The sequence below is a fragment of the Salipiger mucosus DSM 16094 genome (genome assembly GCF_000442255.1).
GTDB classification, from domain to species: domain Bacteria; phylum Pseudomonadota; class Alphaproteobacteria; order Rhodobacterales; family Rhodobacteraceae; genus Salipiger; species Salipiger mucosus.
Genome location: NZ_KE557277.1, coordinates 50,086 through 67,061, shown reverse-complemented (window position 1 = coordinate 67,061; position 16,976 = coordinate 50,086). Strand labels below are relative to the sequence as shown.

Sequence of the window (16,976 nt, the reverse complement as noted above, 5' to 3'; positions counted from 1 at the left end):
TTACGCCGGTTTCCTATCGGAAACAAGGTGGTCATGTTTCCTGACCAATTCGGGATACCCACCGAACTATGCGTGCCGCAAATTCCCTCGAAGGAATTTGCAGCCCTTCTGCAGCAAGATCCGCCGCCCCGCCTCAGGCCGCCGCGTCGCGTTCCGCGCGCTGGCGGGCCCAAAGCTGCGCATAGCGCCCCTCGCGGGCCAGCAGGCCCTCGTGGGTGCCGGCCTCGGCGACCGCGCCGTGCTCCAGAACGACGATCCGGTCGGCATCGGCCACCGTGGACAGCCGGTGCGCGATGGTGATGACCGTGCGCCCCTCGCCCGCGCGGCGCAGCGCCTGCTGGATCTCGGCCTCGGTCTCGGTATCCAGCGCCGAGGTCGCCTCGTCCAGCAGCAGGATCGGCGGGTCCTTCAGCAGCGCCCGCGCGATGCCCACGCGCTGCTTCTCGCCGCCCGAAAGCTTCAGGCCGCGCTCGCCCACGCGGGTCTCGTAGCCCTCGGGCAGGCTCTCGATGAAGTCGTGGATCTGTGCCGCCCGCGCGGCCTCGACGACCTCGGCCTGGGTGGCCCCGTCGCGGCCGTAGGCGATGTTGTACCCGATCGTGTCGTTGAACAGCACCGTGTCCTGCGGCACCACCCCGATGGCCGCGTGAAGGCTCTCCTGCGTGACCTCGCGCAGGTCCTGCCCGTCGATGCGGATCGCCCCGCCGGTGACGTCGTAGAACCGGAAGAGCAGCCGCCCGATGGTCGACTTCGCCCGCCCCGGTCGGCCCCACCAGCGCCAGCGTCTGGCCCGGCCCGACCTCGAGCGTCAGCCCGCTCAGGATCTCCCGCTCGGGCTCGTAGCCGAAGCGCACCGCCTCGAAGGCGACCCCGCCGCGCGGCACCTCGAGCGCGGCGGCGCCCGGGCGGTCCGAGACCTCGGGCGGCTGGTCGAGCAGGTCGAACATCTCGCCCATGTCGGTCAGGCTCTGGCGGATCTCGCGGTAGACCGTGCCGAGGAAGTTCAGCGGCATGGTGATCTGGATCATGTAGGCGTTGACCATGACGAAATCGCCGACCGTCAGGTTGCCCTGCTGCACGCCCACGGCCGCCATGCACATCACCGCCACCAGCCCCGAGGTGATCAGGAAGGCCTGCCCGGTGTTCAGCGCCGCGAGCGAGGTCTGCGTGCGCACCGCCGCCGCCTCGTAGGCGCGCATGGCCTCGTCGTAGCGCGCGGCCTCGCGGTCCTCGGCGCCGAAATACTTGACCGTCTCGAAGTTGAGCAGGCTGTCGATGGCCTTCTGGTTGGCGTCGGTGTCCTGCGCGTTCATCGTCCGGCGCAGGCGCACACGCCACTCGGTCACCTTGAAGGTGAAGACGACGTAGAGCGCGATGGTCCCCGCCACCACCAGCAGGTAGCGCGCGTCGAACAGGAAGAAGAGCACGCCCGCGATCAGCAGCAACTCGAGGATCAGCGGCCCGATGCTGAACAGCAGGAAGCGCAGCAGGAACTCGACCCCCTTCACCCCGCGCTCGATGATGCGGCTCAGCCCGCCGGTCTTGCGCGTGATGTGGTAGCGCAGCGAGAGCCGGTGCATGTGGTGGAAGGTCTCCAGCGCGATCCGCCGCAGCGCGCGCTGGCCCACGCGCGAGAAGACCGCGTCGCGCAACTGCTGGAAGCCGGTGCTCATCAGCCGCGCGAGGCCATAGGCCACGGTCAGCCCCACCGCTCCCAGCGCGAGGTCCGGCACGTCGCCCGAGAGGCTGTCGACCGCGCGCTTGTAGAGCATGGGCGTGCCCACGGCGACCAGCTTGGCGGCCAGCAGGAACAGAAGCGCCACGACCACCCGCCGCTTGACCCAGGTCTGCCCCTCCGGCCAGAGCCAGGGCCCCACGCGCCGGATCGTGCGCCAGCCCGAGCGGCGTTCGTCACGGGCGATACGGGTGGTGTCTTCGGGCGGCATGGGGCGGCTTTCGTCGTTCCGGGGCGCCCACCGATACCGCGCCGGGCGGCCGGGCACCAGACCGCCGGCGCGCCGCTCAGTTCGGGATCGAGAAGAGCTGCCCGGGATAGATCAGGTCGGGGTCGCGGATCTGGCCCTTGTTGGCCTCGTAGATGCGCACGTAGGCCAGCCCCTCGCCGTAGCGGTGCCGCGCGATGGCCCAGAGCGTGTTGCCCGGCTGGATGATGACCGCCTGCACGCGCTGCGCGCCGTCGCGGCCCTCGGCCGCGCGGGCCAGCCGCTGCGGGTCCTCGCGCAGGAAGGGGCTCTCGGCGCGGGCCGTCACCGCGCCCTCGGCGTCGATCTGGTCGACGCGCAGCGTGTAGGTGCCGGTGTCGACCTGCGGCAGCCGCGCGCGCCAGCGCCCATCGGCCGAGATGCGCGAGGTCGTGATCGGCGCGTTGTCGAGGTAGATCCGCAGGAAGCTGTCGCCCACGCCGCGCCCCGAGATCTCGACCCCGCCCTCGGCGTCATAGGTCACCGCATCGATGGCGACGCTCTGCTGCACGTCCGGCGGCCCGCCCGAGGGCAGCACCTCGATCCCCGCCTCGGTCGAGCGCAGCACCGCGGGCGCGCCCGGCGCCGCGCCAGCCTCGGGGGCCGCATCGGTGCCGGGCGTCGCCGGACCCGCCGTGCCTTCGGCGGGCGCGGTGCCGAGGTCCGGGGTCTCGGGCGCGATGGCCGGCGGGATCGCCGCGATCTCGTCGGAGGCCGCGTCTGCCCCCGTGCCGTCGGAGGTCTCGACGTTCTGTTCCGCGACCACTTCGGTCACCGCATCCTCCGCCCCGGCCTGCGCGACGGCGCCCGCCGCCTGGCCGCTGTCCGAGGGGGCTGCCCCCGAGGCGGGCGCGATGATGATCTCGTCGTCGGAGTCCACCTCAACCCCGTCCAGGCGGCTGCGCAGCCGCAACACGCGCGGCTGCGGCGACTGCGGCAAGTCGAGGAAGCTTGCGAAGCGCCCGGCGCTGTCGGCACTCGCCGTGTGGTCGAGCGCCCCGTCGATCAGCACCTCGACCTCCGAGCCCGGCGCGGCGGTGCCCGCCACCACGACCATCCCGTCCCGGTCGGCGCGCACGAGGTCGAAGCGCGGCGAAACCGGCGCCTCGGGCATCCCCGGTGTGGCCGGTGCCGGCGGCGTCGCGCCCTGCGCATCCGAACCGTACAGATTTGCCGTACCAGTCGTACCGGACGCGCTGGCGACCGCCTCCCGCGCGGCATCGCCCGCCTCGGCCGTGCCACCGTCGGTCGACGCGGGTGCCACTCCCGTCCCGGAGGCCTCGGCAACGCCTCCCTCCTCGGCGGGAGCCGCCGCATTCGCGGCCTCGCTGACATCCGATGCGCGCTCATCCTCGGCCGAAGAGGCGTCGTCGGCGATCCCGGTGCCCTCGGCGACCTCCGCCCCGGTCCCGGCGGCCCCTCCAGCCGCAAGCCCGGCCGTAACAGCCGCGCTGTCCGTAAGCCCGGCCCCCTCCTGCCCGCCAGCAGATACCTCGGTCGAAGCATCTTCCCCGCTCCGCGACCTGTCGAGATCTCCGGGAAAAGAGGCAATGTCAGGCACTTGCGGCGCCTCGGGTGCGGGCGCAGCGGGCGACGTTCCGGTCGCGCCGGGCAAGGCCGCGGTCTCGGGGGCGGGTGTTCCGGGCGGCGCCACGGGTGCGGGCGCCGGGCTTGGCTTCGGCGCCGAGGCCAGCGCGACCTCGGTCTGCCCGGCCTCCTCCGGTGCTCCCTCCAGCGACACGGGCTCCGGCGCCGGGCCGATCACCCCGGTCGCGACCAGCACGGCAGCCACGGCGACGCCGGCGGCAAGCCCCCAACCGAGAAGCGGTTTCTGCATCGTCTGTCACATCCCCTGTCGTGCCGGCCAAGGCAGCCACCGGCACAGTTGTAGACATATATCAATCCCGCTATCACCGGTCAAAATCGCATTTCCCGGCAGGAGTTCCCATGTTGCCACGTTCCGTCTGCGTCTACTGCGGCTCGCGCCACGGCCATTCGCCCGCCTACGCCGAGGCCGCCGAGGACCTTGGCCAGGCCATCGCGGCAGAGGGCTGGCGGCTTGTCTACGGGGCCGGCGACGTCGGGCTCATGGGAACGGTGGCGCGTGCCGCACAGGCGGGCGGCGCCGAGACCTTCGGCGTCATTCCCACGCACCTGATGAACCTCGAGGTCGGCAAGACGGACCTCACTCGCTTCGTGGTCACCGAGACCATGCACGAGCGCAAGAAGGTCATGCTGATGAACGCCGACGGCATCGTCGTGCTGCCGGGCGGCGCGGGATCGCTGGACGAGTTCTTCGAGGCACTGACCTGGCGCCAGCTGGGACTGCACGCCAAGCCCATCGTGCTGCTGGACGCCGGGGGATTCTGGGCGCCGCTACGGGCGCTGCTCGATCACGTGGTGAACGAGGGGTTCGCCGACGCCTCGCTGCTCGACTTCGTTCACATCGCCGACTCGCCGGCCGCCGCCATGGACATCCTGCGCCGCGCCCTCTCCTGACGCAGGGCATGCGCCGAGTAGAGCGCGAGCCCGGCCCAGATCAGCCCGAAGGCCACCGCCTGCGCGGGCGCCAGCGGCTCGCGGAAGACGACGACCGCGCAGAAGAGCTGCAGCGAGGGGTTGAGATACTGCAGCAGGCCGAGCGTGGCAAAGTTCACCCGCTTGGCCGCCGCCGAGAACAGGATCAGCGGCAACGCACTGATCAGCCCCGAGAAGACCAGCAGCGCCGAGAGCTTTGCGTCGTTCAGAAAGACCCCGTCGCCTTGGGAATGCACGTAGGCCAGCCAGGCCAGCGCCAGGGGCGAGAGCACCAGAACCTCGCCGGTGACCGAGACCACGGGCCCCACGTCGAGCCGCTTCTTGATCGTGCCGTAAAGCGCGAAGCTGACCGCCAAGGTCAGCGAGAGCCAGGGCAGCACGCCCATCCGCAGCGTCAGCAGGAGCACCGCCAGCGCGGCGAGGCCAACCGCGATCCATTGCGTCACGGCCAGACGCTCGCGGAAGGCGACGACGCCGACCGCGACCAGCACCAGCGGCATCATGTAGTAGCCAAGCGAGGACTGCGTCACGAGGCCCACCTGCACGGCGAAGATGAACAGCCCCCAGTTGGCCGAGATCATCACCGCCGCCACCAGCAGCGTGCCGAAGGCGCGCGGCGTGCGCGTGAAGGCGCGCAGCTCGCGGAGGCGCCCCTGCGCGCCGACGAGCCCGCAGAAGATGAGCGCCGACCACACGGTGCGATGCGCCAGCAGTTCGAGCGCGCCGACCTCGGTCAGAAGCTTGTAGTAGAGCGGGGAAAGGCCCCAGATCGCCGTTGCGGAGACGGCGAAGAGGACACCTGTAAGTGCGGGAGACATCGCGGGACATCCTTTCCCACGAAGGCTTACCGCCCGCGCGGGCGGGCGGCAAGCAGGTCGCGGCCGGTCCGGCTCAGGCGGGGCTGAGCTCGTCCCGCAGGAGCTGTTCGACCTTGTCGAGCGGATGGTTGGTCAAGGTCTTGTCGACCTCTGCCACGACGCGCGAGCTGACTTCCTTGTGCAGCTTGCTGCGCATCTCACCCAGCACCTTCGGCGGGGCAACCAGCACGATGCGCTTGAAGGCGTTCTTGTGCGCAAGCTTGTAGAGGATCTCGGCCATCTCGTCGGCGAAACGCTCCTTGGCCAGCTCGTGCCAGTCGGTATCGTCCATCGCCGAGGCCTGCCCGATGCCGGTGTCCCGCATGCGGCCGGGGCGGTTCGCCGACTGATCGTAGTCCGACGGGTTCTCCTGCTCCTCGATGCGGACGACGTTCAGATCAGGGTTCGTCTCGTCCAGGTCGTTGCGCAGAAAGAGCGCCTTCTCGCCGTCCGCGATCAGCACCCAGGTGCCGTTGGTGAGTTCGGTCATCACACCTTCTCCTTGTCGCCGCTGCCGTCCTGATCCTTGCCAAGCGGGCGGGTCGTGCCTGCCGAGGTCTCGTCAACGGCCTTTTCCTCGTCGCGGGTGCCGACCTTGCGCTGAAGGTTGCCGCCGGCGCGGCCATGCGCGTCGGGTTCGTCCGTCAGGTTCTCGGGCTTTTCGCCGAGGATCTCTTCGGTCTCGCGGTGCCCGTCCTTGGATCTTGCGCGCTCTGCCATGAGGCTCTCCTTTCGTCTTGTGCCCCTCAACGAGCGGCACAAGGCCCCGGTTCCGCCCGGTTGACGCGCAGGCGTTCACGGCTGTGAGGAGGCTTCGTCCGGGTCCAGGTCGATGCGGGCGAGCAGCCCGCGGTGGTTCGAGCCGAGCCCCTCTCCCCAGGGCGCGAGCGAGACGAATCCCGGCCCGCCGCGCAGCAACACGTGGTCGATCTGCGCGCCGAAGTCCCCTGCCCCCACCGGCCAGGTCGAGACCGGCGCCGGTGCGTGCCGCAACTCGCGGCGGCGTTCGAGGCTCAGCATGTCGCGGCTCCAGGGCGTGGAGTTGAAATCGCCAGTCACCAGCGTCGGCATGTCCTCGCGCTCGCGCAGCGCCTCGTGCAGGAGCTTGTGCTCCGCGTGGCTGATCACGAGGTACCAGGGCTTGAACAGATGCGTCGAGAGCAGGCGCACCGTCTGGCCGCCGGGCAGATCGACATGCGCGTCGATGAGCCGGTGCCGGGCCCGCAGGCGGAAATCCCGGTCCGAAATCGGTGTCAGGGGGTGGCGCGAGAGGATCAGCTGCCCGCAATGCGTGTCCTCGATGCAACCCAGTCGGTAGGGATAGTGATCCGAGAGCGCCTCGGCGGCCGGAAGCGCCGGGCCGGCCTCGGTCAGGGCGATCACGTCGGCGCCGCTGTCGCGAAAGGCCGCCTCCAGCCGTTCGGGATCGACCGGGTTCTGCTCCAGAAGGTTGAACCACAGGACGGTCAGGTCCGTTTGCTGCCCCACGGGTGCCGCGCCCGCGCGGTAATCGCGCGCGAGAAGGCCGAGCCCCGCCAGCGCCACGAGGATCGCCAGCACGCCGCTGCGCCAGGCGCCAAGCAGCGGCAGCGCGAGCGCCAGCAGCGCCGCGACGACCAGCATGTGCGGCCGTGCGCCCTCGACCAGCCGCGCCAGCACGACGATGGGTTCGACTTGCTCGCGACCGACCAAGTGGCTGAGGAGCCCGCCGGCCAGCAGAACGAGGATCAGCAGGGTCAGCGCGCCCGCGAGGCGCTGCGAAACCAACCCGAGGAGCCGAAGGGCTCGCTGGAGGACCCGGGGGCCGGCACGGTCGGTGTGGCCGTTCGCTCTGTCGGAACGCAAGGGGATCGTCATCGCATGGCCTGCCCGTCACTCGGAACGCAAGACGCCGGCCGGAGCCGACCCGACCTCTCTAGCCCGCCCGCCCGCAGGCATCCAGAGCCGAGCCCTCGCCACCCTTTCACGTTCGTGATCGCGCCCCGGAAAAAGCGAAGGGCCGGGCAAATTGCCCGGCCCCTGCCTCGAAACTCATCGCCATCCGGCGCGGGATCACATGCGCGAGGCGACGTTTTCCCAGTTCACCAGGTTGTCGAGGAAGTTCGACAGGTAGGCCGGGCGCTTGTTGCGGAAGTCGATGTAGTAGGAGTGCTCCCACACGTCGCAGCCCAGCAGCGCGGTCTGGCCGAAGCACACCGGGTTCACGCCGTTCTCGGTCTTGGTGACCTTGAGGCTGCCGTCGGTGTCCTTGACGAGCCATGCCCAGCCCGAACCGAACTGGCCTGCGCCTGCGGCGGCGAAGTCTTCCTTGAACTTGTCGAAGGAGCCGAAGGCCTCGACGATGGCCTTTTCAAGCGCACCGGGCACGCTGTTGTCGCCCGGGCCCATCATTTCCCAGAACTGGGTGTGGTTCCAGTGCTGCGAGGCATTGTTGAAGAGGCCCGACTGCGCAACGGCGCCCGAGTCGTAGGTGCCCTTGATGATCTCTTCCAGCGACTTGTCCGCCCACTCGGTGCCGTCGATCAGCTTGTTCAGCGTGGTGACGTAGGTGTTGTGGTGGATGTCGTGGTGGTACTCCAGCGTCTCCTTGGACATGCCCTTGGAGGCGAGCGCATCGTGCGCGTAGGGAAGATCGGGGAGTTCGAAAGCCATGAAGAAGTCCTCTCTGTTCTGAGTGGCGTTGCACTGCATTCCTAGACCTGCGCGGCGCGAGGTCAAGCGCCGCGTCGGTATTCGGGCACCGCGCGCCGCGCCTCAGCGGCCGTCGAAATACCCCACTTCGCTGCCCGGTGCCGCCGCCGTGCTCAACAGGTCGAAGGCGTATTGCGCCACCGAGCGGAAGCAGAAGAGCCGCGCCTCCTGCGGTCCCGTAAGCCAGACCGCGGCGGCAATCTGCGCCAGACGCGTCCGCCGCAATTCACCCTCGGGCAGCGCCGCGGGCGAGACATCGGCGGGCGTGATCTTGGCCAGCACATCGCGCAGCGGCGCGCCCCGCAGCCGGAAATGCGCGCGGGCGTCCGAGACATCGACGGCCAGCGCATGCTCGCCCGACAGGCGCTGCGCGAGGTCGGCTGCGGTGGTGGTCGCCGCCTCGTAGGGCAGCAGCAGCATCAGCTCGTCCGGCGACATCCACAGGAGCGCGCGGTCGCCCGCCGCCTCGACGCGGCGCGCCTCGGGAAAGGCGGTGCCCGCGACCTCCGTGACGACGTCGCGGAAGGCGGGCGCGGCGAAATCGCCGCGCAGCGTGATCTGGCCCTGCGGACCCAGCGCGTCGACGCGCAGCAGGCCGTCGAAGGCGGCGCCGTTCAGGGGGGCGATGATCTCAGACATTCTGCTTTTCCCCCTCGGGGTCGAAAAAGAACGGGCGTCACGATCCGCGCCTTGACGGCCGCGACGTCCGAGCCGTGCGGGTCGAAGCCCTCGGCGGTGAACTCAAGCACCTCGCCCATGCGGTCGGGCCCATGCAGCACGAGGCCCATGGCGATGCCCCGCCCCAGCGTGGGAGAGTGGTAGGTCGAGGTCACGCGGCCCTGCGTGGCGTGCTGGTGGTTGGCGGTCTGGCCCTCGGCCAGGGCGTAGGCACCGTCGGGCAGCACGGAGCCGTCCAGCGTTTCCAGCCCGACCAGCTTCCAGCGCTCGGGGCTGCGCATGTTCGATCGCTGCTGCGCGCGCTTGCCGAGGTAGTCGTCCTTCTTCTTCGAGATCGCCCAGTCGAGGCCCAGGTCCTGCGGGATCACCGAGCCGTCGCTTTCATCGCCGATCATGATGAAGCCCTTCTCGGCCCGCATCACGTGCAGCGCCTCGGTGCCGTAGGGCGTGATCCCGAAATCGCGCCCGGCATCGATCAGCGCGTCCCAGAGCTCCCGTCCCCGGTTGGCCGGCACCGCGATCTCGAAGCTGAGCTCGCCCGAGAAGGAGATGCGGTAAACCCGCACCGGGAAGCCGCCCAGCGTGCCCTCGGTCCAGCCCATGAAGGGCAGCGCCTCCTTCGAGAGGTCGAGCCCGCCCAGCGTCTCGAGCAGGTTGCGCGCGTTGGGCCCGACCACGGCGATCTGGGCGTATTGCTCGGTCAGGTTGGCGGTCCAGACCTTCCAGTCCCACCACTCGCACTGAAGCCAGTCTTCCATGTGGGCATGGATGCTGTCGGCGCCGCCGGTCGTGGTGTGGCACAGGAAGCTGTCCTCCGAGAGCCTGACCACCACGCCGTCGTCGATGAGAAAGCCGTTCTCGTTGCACATCAGCCCGTAGCGGCAGCGCCCGACCTTCAGCGACGACATCATGTTGGTGTAGAGCATGTCGAGGAAGCGGCCCGCGTCCGGCCCCTTGACGAGGATCTTGCCGAGCGTGGATGCGTCAAGGATTCCAAGGCTTTCGCGCGTGGCGTTGATCTCGCGAACGACGGCCTGGTGCTTGTCCTCGCCCGGCTGCGTGTAGGTGTAGGGCCGCCGCCAGTGGCCGACCGGCTCCCAGCTGGCGCCGTTGCCCTCGTGCCAGGCGTGCATCGGCGTGCGGCGCAGCGGCTGGAACAGGCTGCCCTTGGCCTCGCCGGAAATGGCTCCGAAGCTGATCGGTGTGTAGGGCGGCCGGAAGGTCGTGGTGCCGGTCTGCGGGATCGGCTGATCCAGCGCATCAGAAAGGATGGCCAGGCCATTGATGTTGCTGAGTTTCCCCTGATCCGTCGCCATGCCGAGCGTGGTGTAGCGCTTGGCGTGTTCGACGCTCTGGTAGCCCTCGCGCGCGGCAAGCTGGACGTCGCTCACCTTGACGTCGTTCTGGTAGTCGAGCCATGCCTTCATCCGCAGCTCGGGGCCCGCGCCCGCGGGCATCAGCCAGACCGGCGCAAGCGGTGCTTCCGCCGGCAAGTCGGCCTGGGGCACGCCGCCCTCGGCGGGCTTGAAGCCCGCGCGCTGACAGGCGAATTTCCCGGCGCGATCAGCATCTTCCAGCGCATCCTTGAGACCGCCAAAGCCGTTGGCCGCGCCGGCGGCCGAGATCATGGGCTGCCCGTCAGCCCCGGTTGCCGGACGCGCCGGATCGGGGCGGAAGAAGGCGCCTTCGGCGTCCCAGCGCAGCTTGCCGCCGCAGTGCGACCACAGATGCACGACCGGCGACCAGCCACCGGACATCGCCACCGCGTCGCAGGCGATCTCCTCCATCACCACGCCGGACCCGATCTGCAGGCAGGCCGCCACGCCGGTGACGCTGGCGCCGCCCTTGACCTTGGCCACGGCCCAGCCCTGCTCCACCCGGATGCCCAGTTCGCGGGCCTCCTGCATCAGCGCGCCGCCGCCATGCTGGCGCGCGTCGAGCACGGCCGGCACCTTGAGCCCGGCCTTCTTGAGCGCGATGGCCGTGCGGTAGGCATCGTCGTTGTTGGTAACGACGACCGTGCGATCCCCGGGCGCCACGCCCCAGTTCACGACGTAGTCGCGCACCGCCGAGGCCAGCATCACGCCCGGCAGGTCGTTGCCCGCGAAGCTGAGCGGCCGCTCCAGCGCGCCGGTGGCGCTGACGATGTGGCCCGCGCGGATCCGCCAGAGCCGGTGCCGCGGTCCGTCGGCCTCGGGCCGATGGTCGCCGACGCGCTCGTAGCCCAGGGCATAGCCATGATCGTAGATGCCCGCGCCCATGCAGCGCAGGCGCAGGCGCACGTTGGGCATCGCCTCGAGTGCCGCGACGGTGCGCGAAACCCACGCCTCGGGGTCGAGACCCTCGATCGTGCCGCCATCGACCGGCGCCCGGCCACCCCAGTGGGCAGTCTGCTCCATCAGCAGCACCTGCGCGCCCGAGTCCGCCGCCGCCTTCGCGGCCTGCAGCCCGGCCACGCCACCCCCCACGACCAGCACGTCGGTCGTGACGTTGAAATGCTCGTAGGTGTCGGGGTCCCGCGCCTCGGCGTCGGGCGCCTTGCCCAGACCTGCCGAGCGCCGGATGAAAGGCTCGTATACGTGTTTCCAGAAGGAGACCGGCGCGAGGAAGGTCTTGTAGTAGAAGCCCGCCGGCAGGAAACGTGCCAGCTTGTCGTTGATCGCGCCCACGTCGCGCTCCAGGCTCGGCCAGTGGTTCTGGCTGGTGGCCTCGAGCCCCGGGAAGATCTCGGTCGTGGTGGCGCGCTGGTCGGGCTCGAACCTGTCGCCGCTGCCGAGACCGACAAGCGCGTTGGGCTCTTCGACGCCGCTGGCGACCACGCCGCGCGGCCGGTGATACTTGAAGCTGCGCCCCATCAGCACCTGGTTCGACCCAAGCAGGGCCGAGGCCAGCGTGTCACCGGCAAAGCCCTGGAAAGACCGGCCGTTGAAGGTGAAGCCGATCCGCTGCGAGCGGTCGGTAAAGCGCCCGCCCTCGGGCAGCCGTCTGCTCATGTCGAGACCCTTTCGTTCCTGCAGCCCCGTTGCCTGCCGGTGCCTGCCGGCCGACGCGCCTGCGCGCGCCTCATTCCGCCGCTCCGAAGTCGCGCCAGCGCCAGCCGGGCCGCGCCTTGGTGATCCGGTCGCGGATCTCCTGCGGTGGCTCGGTGGTCTGCGCCGGATAGGTTCCGAAGACCTGCATCGTCACGGTATCGCGCGCCGCGAGGAACCACTTGCCGCAGCCGTGGGCATGGCGCCAGCGCTCGAAATGGACGCCGCGCGCATTCTCGCGGTTGAAGAGGTAGTCCTCGAAATCGGTGTCCCCGCTGCCGGGGCCGTGGCGCGTCAGGTGCGCCTCGCCGCCCGGAGACAGCTCGGTTTCGTCTGCCGCGATGCCGCAGCAGGGACAGGTGAGGATCAGCATCCGGCCGCTCCTTGGTAGAGGTCGAAATGGGGAAGAGCGTGCCGGGCGACGGTCGGGCCAATGGCCGCCGAAGATCGCGACACGATCGCGCACGACGAACGTGTCCGGCCAGCCGCCCGTGCGGTGTCGCAATGCTCAGTTGCCGGTGTCGAGTGCCTCGAGCGCGTGGGCCGCCTCTCCGAGAGCCTGGCCGGCCTCGGTCCCGCCGCCGACGGAAGCGCCGATGTCACCGCCCGTGGTCCAGAGCGTTTCATCGCCGAACGCGACAAAGGCACCGCCCGCCACGACAATGACCAGCATGCCGAGGACGAAGGCAAGCAGCGTGTTACCACCGCTCCGGGTGGTGCGCGCCTGTCGTCTGGTCTCTGGCTGGCTGTCGGTGTGATCGGCCAAAAGGCGTATCCCGCGTCGTTTCCGTAGATACGGTTAACGCGGCACCACGCAGTCCGGTTCCATGCGACTTGCCCGGGACACGAGCGCCCGGCTTCGTCAGGACGCGCCGGCATCAGTGCGCCACCCCGGCGGCGACGCTCTCGTCGATGAACCGGCCCTCGCGGAACCGCTCGAGCCCGAACTCGTCGCACAGCGGCGAATGGCCCCGGGCCATCAGCTCGGCAAAGCCCCAGCCCGAGCCGGGGATGGCCTTGAAGCCACCGGTGCCCCAGCCCGCGTTGATGAAACAACCCTCGAGCGGCGTCTTCGACAGCACGGGCGAGCGGTCGCCGGTGATGTCCACGATCCCGCCCCACTGGCGCAGCATCTTGAGCCGCGAAAGCATCGGGAAGGTCTCGACCAGGGCGCGCACGGTCTCCTCGACGTGGTGGAAACTGCCGCGCTGGGTGTAGTTGACGAAGCCGTCGGTGCCGCCGCCGATGACCATCTCGCCCTTGTCGGACTGCGACAGGTAGCCGTGCACCGTATTGGCCATGACGACGACGTCCATGCAGGGCTTGATCGGCTCGCTGACCAGTGCCTGCAGAGCCACGCTCTCGATCGGCAGGCGAAAGCCCGCCATCTCTGCCAGAACGCCGGAATGGCCCGCGACCACCATGCCCAGCTTGTCGCAGGCGATCTCGCCCTTCGTGGTCGAGACGCCGCTGACGCGCCCGCCCTCGGAGCGGATGCCCGTCACCTCGCAGTTCTGGATGATGTCCATGCCCATGTCCGAGCAGGCCCGCGCATACCCCCAGGCCACCGCATCGTGCCGCGCGGTGCCCGCTCGCGGCTGCCACAGCGCGCCCAGCACCGGGTACCGCGGCCCGTCGATGTTCATGATCGGGCAGAGCTGCTTGACCCGCTCGGGGCCGATGATCTCGGTCTCGACGCCCTGCAGCGCGTTGGCATGTGCCGTGCGCTGGTAGCCGCGCAATTCGTGCTCTGTCTGGGCCAGCATCATCACGCCGCGCGGGCTGAACATCACGTTGTAGTTCAGCTCGTGGCTGAGCGTCTCGTAGAGATCGCGAGAGCGCTCGTAGATCGCCGCCGAGGAATCCTGCAGGTAGTTCGAGCGGATGATCGTGGTGTTGCGGCCGGTGTTGCCGCCCCCGAGCCAGCCCTTGTCGATCACCGCGACGTTGGTGATCCCGAAGTTGCGCCCGAGGTAGAAAGCGGTCGCGAGGCCGTGGCCGCCGGCACCGACGATGACCACGTCGTAGCGCGACTTGGGCGCCGCATCGCGCCAGGCGCGCTGCCAGCCGGTGTGGTGGCGCGCCGCCTCGCGGGCGATTGCGAAGACGGAATAGCGTTGCATGGGCGTCGAATCCGGTTGCCGTGTCCGTGACAATGAATGGACGACAGCACGTGCCTTGCCGCGACCGCAACCGTCACATCGGCTCACCTTTGCGACATGGCCAATTCGCCGCGCCGGTTTGTCCTTTTTTCCAGTGGCCTGCCCCTGTAAACCTCGCCCGGCAAGGGATGGAGAGAGCATGCTGACCTTCTGGATCGTGGCGGCGGCGATCACGCTGCTGGTAACGGCGCTTCTGGTGCTGGCGCTGCTGCGCGCCCGGCGCGAGGACGGCCCGGCGGAGGCCTGGGACCTGCAGGTCTACCGCGATCAGCTCAAGGAGATCGACCGGGACCGCGCGCGGGGCGTCATCGGCGAGGAAGAGGCCGAGCGCCTGCGCACCGAGGTCTCCCGCCGCATCCTCAGCGCCGACGCCAAGGCCCACGAGAGTGCCACGGCCGAGACCGGGCGCGGGCCGCGCAGCCTGACCGCCGCAGTGATCGCCGTCGCGCTCGCGGGCGGCGCGGTTGCGCTCTACCTGCAACTCGGCGCGCCGGGTTACGGCGACCTGGCCCTCTCCGACCGCATCGACAATGCCGCCGAGCTGCGGGCGAATCGCCCGTCGCAGGACGATGCCGAGGCCCGCGTGCCCCCCGCGCCGAACCCCGAGGCACCCGAGGACTACCTCCGGCTCGTCGAGCGCCTGCGCGAGGCCGTGGCCGACCGCCCGGACGACCTGCAGGGCTACGTGCTGCTCGCCCGCTCCGAGGCGGCGCTCGGCAACTATGCCGCGGCCCACGAGGCGCAGCGCCGCCTGATCGAGCTCAAGGGCGAGGCGGCCACCACCAAGGACTACGCCGATCTCGCCGACATGCTGGTGCTTGCGGCCGGCGGCTTCGTGTCGCCCGAGGCCGAGGAAGTGCTCGACGAGGTCCTGCGCCGCGATCCCTCGAACGGCGTCGCGCGCTATTACCGCGGGCTCATGATGGCCCAGAACGACCGCCCCGATGCCGCCTTCCGGATCTGGGACCGGCTGCTGCGCGAAAGTCCCGCGGACGCGCCCTGGGTGCCCCCGGTTCGCGGCCAGATCGAGGAAATGGCCTATCGCGCGGGCATCGGCGACTACGAGCTTCCGCAAGCGGTCCGGCCCGCCGCCCCGGGTCCCTCCGCCGGCGATATAGAGGCCGCTTCCGACATGACGCCGGAGCAGCGCCAGCAGATGGTGCAGGGCATGGTCGAGCGCCTCGCCGGCCGGCTGGCCGAACAGGGCGGCACGCCCGACGAATGGGCGCGCCTGCTCGGCGCGCTCGGTGTGCTGGGCGAAACCGAGCGCGCCGGCGAGATATGGACCGAGGCCCAGAGCGTCTTCGCCGGCCAGCCCGAGGCGCTGGACACCGTGCGCGCGGGCGCACGCCGTGCGGGAGTGGCGGAATGACCCCGCAGGCATCTTCTGGCCGCAAATATCCCGGGGGCTGCGGGGGCAGAGCCCCCGCGCGGGCCGGAGGCACGCAATGATCCACGACGAGTTCGCGGACTTCGCCGCCGCCCTGCCACGCGACGCGGCAATTGCCGGGCTCGACCTCGGCACCAAGACCATCGGCGTCGCGGTCTCCGACCGCCTGCTGACCGTCGCGACCCCGCTCGAGACCGTCCGGCGCAAGAAATTCACCCTCGACGCCGAGCGTCTGCGCCGGATCCTCACCGAGCGCGAGATCGGCGGCGTGATCCTGGGACTGCCGCGCAACATGGACGGTTCCGAGGGGCCGCGCTGCCAGTCGACGCGGGCCTTCGCGCGCAACTTCTCAGCGCTCTGGGATGGGCCAATCGGATACTGGGATGAACGGCTCTCGACCGTGGCGGCCGAACGCGCCCTGCTCGAGGCCGATACCTCGCGCGCGAAACGCGCGGAGTTGATCGATCACGTGGCGGCTTCCTATATCCTGCAGGGCGCGCTGGACCGGCTGCGCCACATGAGGATCGAGCAATGAGCGACGAGATCTGGAAGCGGGACGAGATCGAGAGCCCCTGCATCAAGACCTGCGTGATCCACCCCGAGGCGCGGCTCTGCGCCGGGTGCCTGCGCTCGATCGACGAGATCACGCAGTGGTCGCGCATGACACCCGAGGCACGGCGCACCGTGATGGACGAGCTGCCCTCGCGCCGAGGGCTCCTGCAGAAGCGCCGCGGCGGGCGGGCCGCACGGCGTTCGCAGCGGGGCTAGGCCAGTCCCACCCGCAAAGGCCCCGGTGCGCCTTAGAACAGCGCCTTGCGCAGCATGTTCGCCGCCACGATCAGGATGAAGACCGCGAAGGCCCGGCGCAGGGTCTTTTCATCGATCGAATGCGCCAGCTTCGCGCCCATCGGCGCCGTGATCAGCGTCATCGAGATGGCGATGGCAAAGGCGCCGAGGTTGACCGACCCCAAGGTCAGCGGCGGCCGCACGGCCTCGGGCACCGGCACCAAGAGGAAACCCGCCACCGAGGGCACGGCGATCAGCAGGCCGAAGCCCGCGGCCGTGGCCACCGCGCGGTGGATCGGCACGCCGCAGAGCGTCATCAGCGGCACCCCGAAGCTGCCGCCGCCGATCCCCATGAGCACCGACAGAAAGCCCACCATCGGCGAGATCGCGGCCCGCACCAGCCCGCCGGGCATGGACTGCGCCAGCCGCCAGTCGCGCCGGCCGAAGGCGAAGTAGAGGCCGATCACCACCGCCAGCCCCCCGAAGAGCGCCTGCAGCACGTCGCTGCGCAGCCGCGCGGCCACCAGAACCCCCAGAATCGCGCCGATGACGATGCCCGGCGCCCAGGTCTTCAGGATAGACCACTCCACCGCGCCCTTCTTGTTGTGCGACAGCACCGAACGAATGGAGGTGACCACGATGGTCCCGAGCGAGGTTGCGAGGCAGACCTGCATCAGCTGCGGGCTGTCATAGCCCAGCGTCTCGAAGGTGAAGAGGAAGGCCGGCACCAGGACGATCCCGCCGCCAACGCCCAGAAGCCCGGCGATGACGCCCGCGAAGGCGCTGGTCACGGCGAGCAGACCGATCAGGGGAAGCAGCGTGGCAAGGTCGAACATGGGCGTGGCTCCTGTCTGGGTGCCAGC

The 16,976-nt window shown here is 69.9% G+C and carries 15 protein-coding genes and 2 pseudogenes; 4 read left to right on the top strand and 13 right to left on the bottom strand.

What is annotated here, in order from left to right; all coding sequences use genetic code 11:
- Window positions 1-133: 133 nt before the first annotated feature.
- Window positions 134-1,946 (bottom strand): annotated as a pseudogene (locus SALMUC_RS14270) (ABCB family ABC transporter ATP-binding protein/permease).
- A gap of 76 nt (window positions 1,947-2,022) precedes the next feature.
- A complete protein-coding gene (locus SALMUC_RS28280; RefSeq protein ID WP_020042257.1) occupies window positions 2,023-3,819 on the bottom strand; it encodes a LysM peptidoglycan-binding domain-containing protein in 1,797 nt (598 codons plus the stop codon).
- A gap of 110 nt (window positions 3,820-3,929) precedes the next feature.
- Between SALMUC_RS28280 and SALMUC_RS14260 the strand changes: the two genes are divergently transcribed.
- A complete protein-coding gene (locus SALMUC_RS14260; protein WP_020042256.1) occupies window positions 3,930-4,481 on the top strand; it encodes an LOG family protein in 552 nt (183 codons plus the stop codon).
- On the opposite strand, the gene rarD is transcribed toward SALMUC_RS14260, so the two are convergent.
- From rarD to SALMUC_RS14210, 10 genes and pseudogenes are all read right to left on the bottom strand, one after another.
- On the bottom strand, window positions 4,424-5,338 hold the full coding sequence (gene rarD, locus SALMUC_RS14255; protein WP_020042255.1) for an EamA family transporter RarD: 915 nt from the start codon (window positions 5,336-5,338) through the stop codon (window positions 4,424-4,426). The two genes, SALMUC_RS14260 and rarD, sit on opposite strands and share 58 nt — an antisense overlap.
- A gap of 73 nt (window positions 5,339-5,411) precedes the next feature.
- A complete protein-coding gene (locus SALMUC_RS14250) occupies window positions 5,412-5,867 on the bottom strand; it encodes a baeRF12 domain-containing protein (RefSeq protein WP_020042254.1) in 456 nt (151 codons plus the stop codon).
- Complete coding sequence (locus tag SALMUC_RS14245) at window positions 5,867-6,097, bottom strand: hypothetical protein (protein WP_020042253.1); 231 nt, start codon at window positions 6,095-6,097, stop codon at window positions 5,867-5,869. Before SALMUC_RS14245 ends, SALMUC_RS14250 begins: the two co-directional genes overlap by 1 nt.
- A 75-nt stretch (window positions 6,098-6,172) precedes the next feature.
- On the bottom strand, window positions 6,173-7,222 hold the full coding sequence (locus SALMUC_RS14240; protein WP_156883519.1) for an endonuclease/exonuclease/phosphatase family protein: 1,050 nt from the start codon (window positions 7,220-7,222) through the stop codon (window positions 6,173-6,175).
- A 207-nt stretch (window positions 7,223-7,429) separates the two neighbouring features.
- The gene (locus SALMUC_RS14235) at window positions 7,430-8,029 is read right to left on the bottom strand and encodes a superoxide dismutase (RefSeq protein ID WP_020042251.1); all 600 of its coding nucleotides are present in this window, start codon (window positions 8,027-8,029) and stop codon (window positions 7,430-7,432) included.
- Window positions 8,030-8,131: 102 nt separating this feature from the next.
- Window positions 8,132-8,707, bottom strand: coding sequence for a sarcosine oxidase subunit gamma (locus SALMUC_RS14230; protein ID WP_021120419.1), 576 nt, complete (start codon window positions 8,705-8,707; stop codon window positions 8,132-8,134).
- Window positions 8,700-11,739, bottom strand: a pseudogene (locus tag SALMUC_RS14225) (sarcosine oxidase subunit alpha family protein). The gene SALMUC_RS14230 and the pseudogene SALMUC_RS14225 overlap by 8 nt, the downstream one beginning before the upstream one ends.
- Window positions 11,740-11,809: 70 nt before the next feature.
- The gene (locus SALMUC_RS14220) at window positions 11,810-12,148 is read right to left on the bottom strand and encodes a sarcosine oxidase subunit delta (protein ID WP_020042248.1); all 339 of its coding nucleotides are present in this window, start codon (window positions 12,146-12,148) and stop codon (window positions 11,810-11,812) included.
- 135 nt (window positions 12,149-12,283) lie between these two features.
- Window positions 12,284-12,541, bottom strand: coding sequence for a hypothetical protein (locus SALMUC_RS30825; protein ID WP_020042247.1), 258 nt, complete (start codon window positions 12,539-12,541; stop codon window positions 12,284-12,286).
- Between the two features lie 112 nt (window positions 12,542-12,653).
- Complete coding sequence (locus SALMUC_RS14210; RefSeq protein WP_020042246.1) at window positions 12,654-13,898, bottom strand: sarcosine oxidase subunit beta family protein; 1,245 nt, start codon at window positions 13,896-13,898, stop codon at window positions 12,654-12,656.
- 178 nt (window positions 13,899-14,076) lie between these two features.
- Here SALMUC_RS14210 and ccmI point away from each other — a divergent pair, with 178 nt between their 5' ends.
- From ccmI to SALMUC_RS14195, 3 genes are all read left to right on the top strand, one after another.
- Window positions 14,077-15,309 (top strand): c-type cytochrome biogenesis protein CcmI, encoded by a 1,233-nt coding sequence (ccmI, locus tag SALMUC_RS14205; RefSeq protein WP_020042245.1) that lies wholly within the window; start codon window positions 14,077-14,079, stop codon window positions 15,307-15,309.
- A gap of 76 nt (window positions 15,310-15,385) precedes the next feature.
- Entirely contained in the window at window positions 15,386-15,862 is a 477-nt protein-coding gene (ruvX, locus tag SALMUC_RS14200) for a Holliday junction resolvase RuvX (protein WP_020042244.1), read from the top strand.
- Window positions 15,859-16,095, top strand: a complete 237-nt coding sequence (locus SALMUC_RS14195) for a DUF1289 domain-containing protein (protein WP_020042243.1) — start codon at window positions 15,859-15,861, stop codon at window positions 16,093-16,095. The genes ruvX and SALMUC_RS14195 overlap by 4 nt, the downstream gene beginning before the upstream one ends.
- Before the next feature lie 32 nt (window positions 16,096-16,127).
- On the opposite strand, the gene SALMUC_RS14190 is transcribed toward SALMUC_RS14195, so the two are convergent.
- Window positions 16,128-16,949, bottom strand: coding sequence for a sulfite exporter TauE/SafE family protein (locus SALMUC_RS14190; RefSeq protein WP_020042242.1), 822 nt, complete (start codon window positions 16,947-16,949; stop codon window positions 16,128-16,130).
- Window positions 16,950-16,976 lie beyond the last annotated feature (27 nt).

Excerpts from the sequence above, each read along its gene's own strand:
- SALMUC_RS28280 (WP_020042257.1), bottom strand. The coding sequence starts at position 3,819 with ATGCAGAAACCGCTTCTCGGTTGGGGGCTTGCCGCCGGCGTCGCCGTG.
- SALMUC_RS14260 (WP_020042256.1), top strand. The coding sequence starts at position 3,930 with ATGTTGCCACGTTCCGTCTGCGTCTACTGCGGCTCGCGCCACGGCCAT.
- rarD (WP_020042255.1), bottom strand. The coding sequence starts at position 5,338 with ATGTCTCCCGCACTTACAGGTGTCCTCTTCGCCGTCTCCGCAACGGCG.
- SALMUC_RS14250 (WP_020042254.1), bottom strand. The coding sequence starts at position 5,867 with ATGACCGAACTCACCAACGGCACCTGGGTGCTGATCGCGGACGGCGAG.
- SALMUC_RS14245 (WP_020042253.1), bottom strand. The coding sequence starts at position 6,097 with ATGGCAGAGCGCGCAAGATCCAAGGACGGGCACCGCGAGACCGAAGAG.
- SALMUC_RS14235 (WP_020042251.1), bottom strand. The coding sequence starts at position 8,029 with ATGGCTTTCGAACTCCCCGATCTTCCCTACGCGCACGATGCGCTCGCC.
- SALMUC_RS14230 (WP_021120419.1), bottom strand. The coding sequence starts at position 8,707 with ATGTCTGAGATCATCGCCCCCCTGAACGGCGCCGCCTTCGACGGCCTG.
- SALMUC_RS14220 (WP_020042248.1), bottom strand. The coding sequence starts at position 12,148 with ATGCTGATCCTCACCTGTCCCTGCTGCGGCATCGCGGCAGACGAAACC.
- SALMUC_RS14210 (WP_020042246.1), bottom strand. The coding sequence starts at position 13,898 with ATGCAACGCTATTCCGTCTTCGCAATCGCCCGCGAGGCGGCGCGCCAC.
- ccmI (WP_020042245.1), top strand. The coding sequence starts at position 14,077 with ATGCTGACCTTCTGGATCGTGGCGGCGGCGATCACGCTGCTGGTAACG.
- ruvX (WP_020042244.1), top strand. The coding sequence starts at position 15,386 with ATGATCCACGACGAGTTCGCGGACTTCGCCGCCGCCCTGCCACGCGAC.
- SALMUC_RS14195 (WP_020042243.1), top strand. The coding sequence starts at position 15,859 with ATGAGCGACGAGATCTGGAAGCGGGACGAGATCGAGAGCCCCTGCATC.
- SALMUC_RS14190 (WP_020042242.1), bottom strand. The coding sequence starts at position 16,949 with ATGTTCGACCTTGCCACGCTGCTTCCCCTGATCGGTCTGCTCGCCGTG.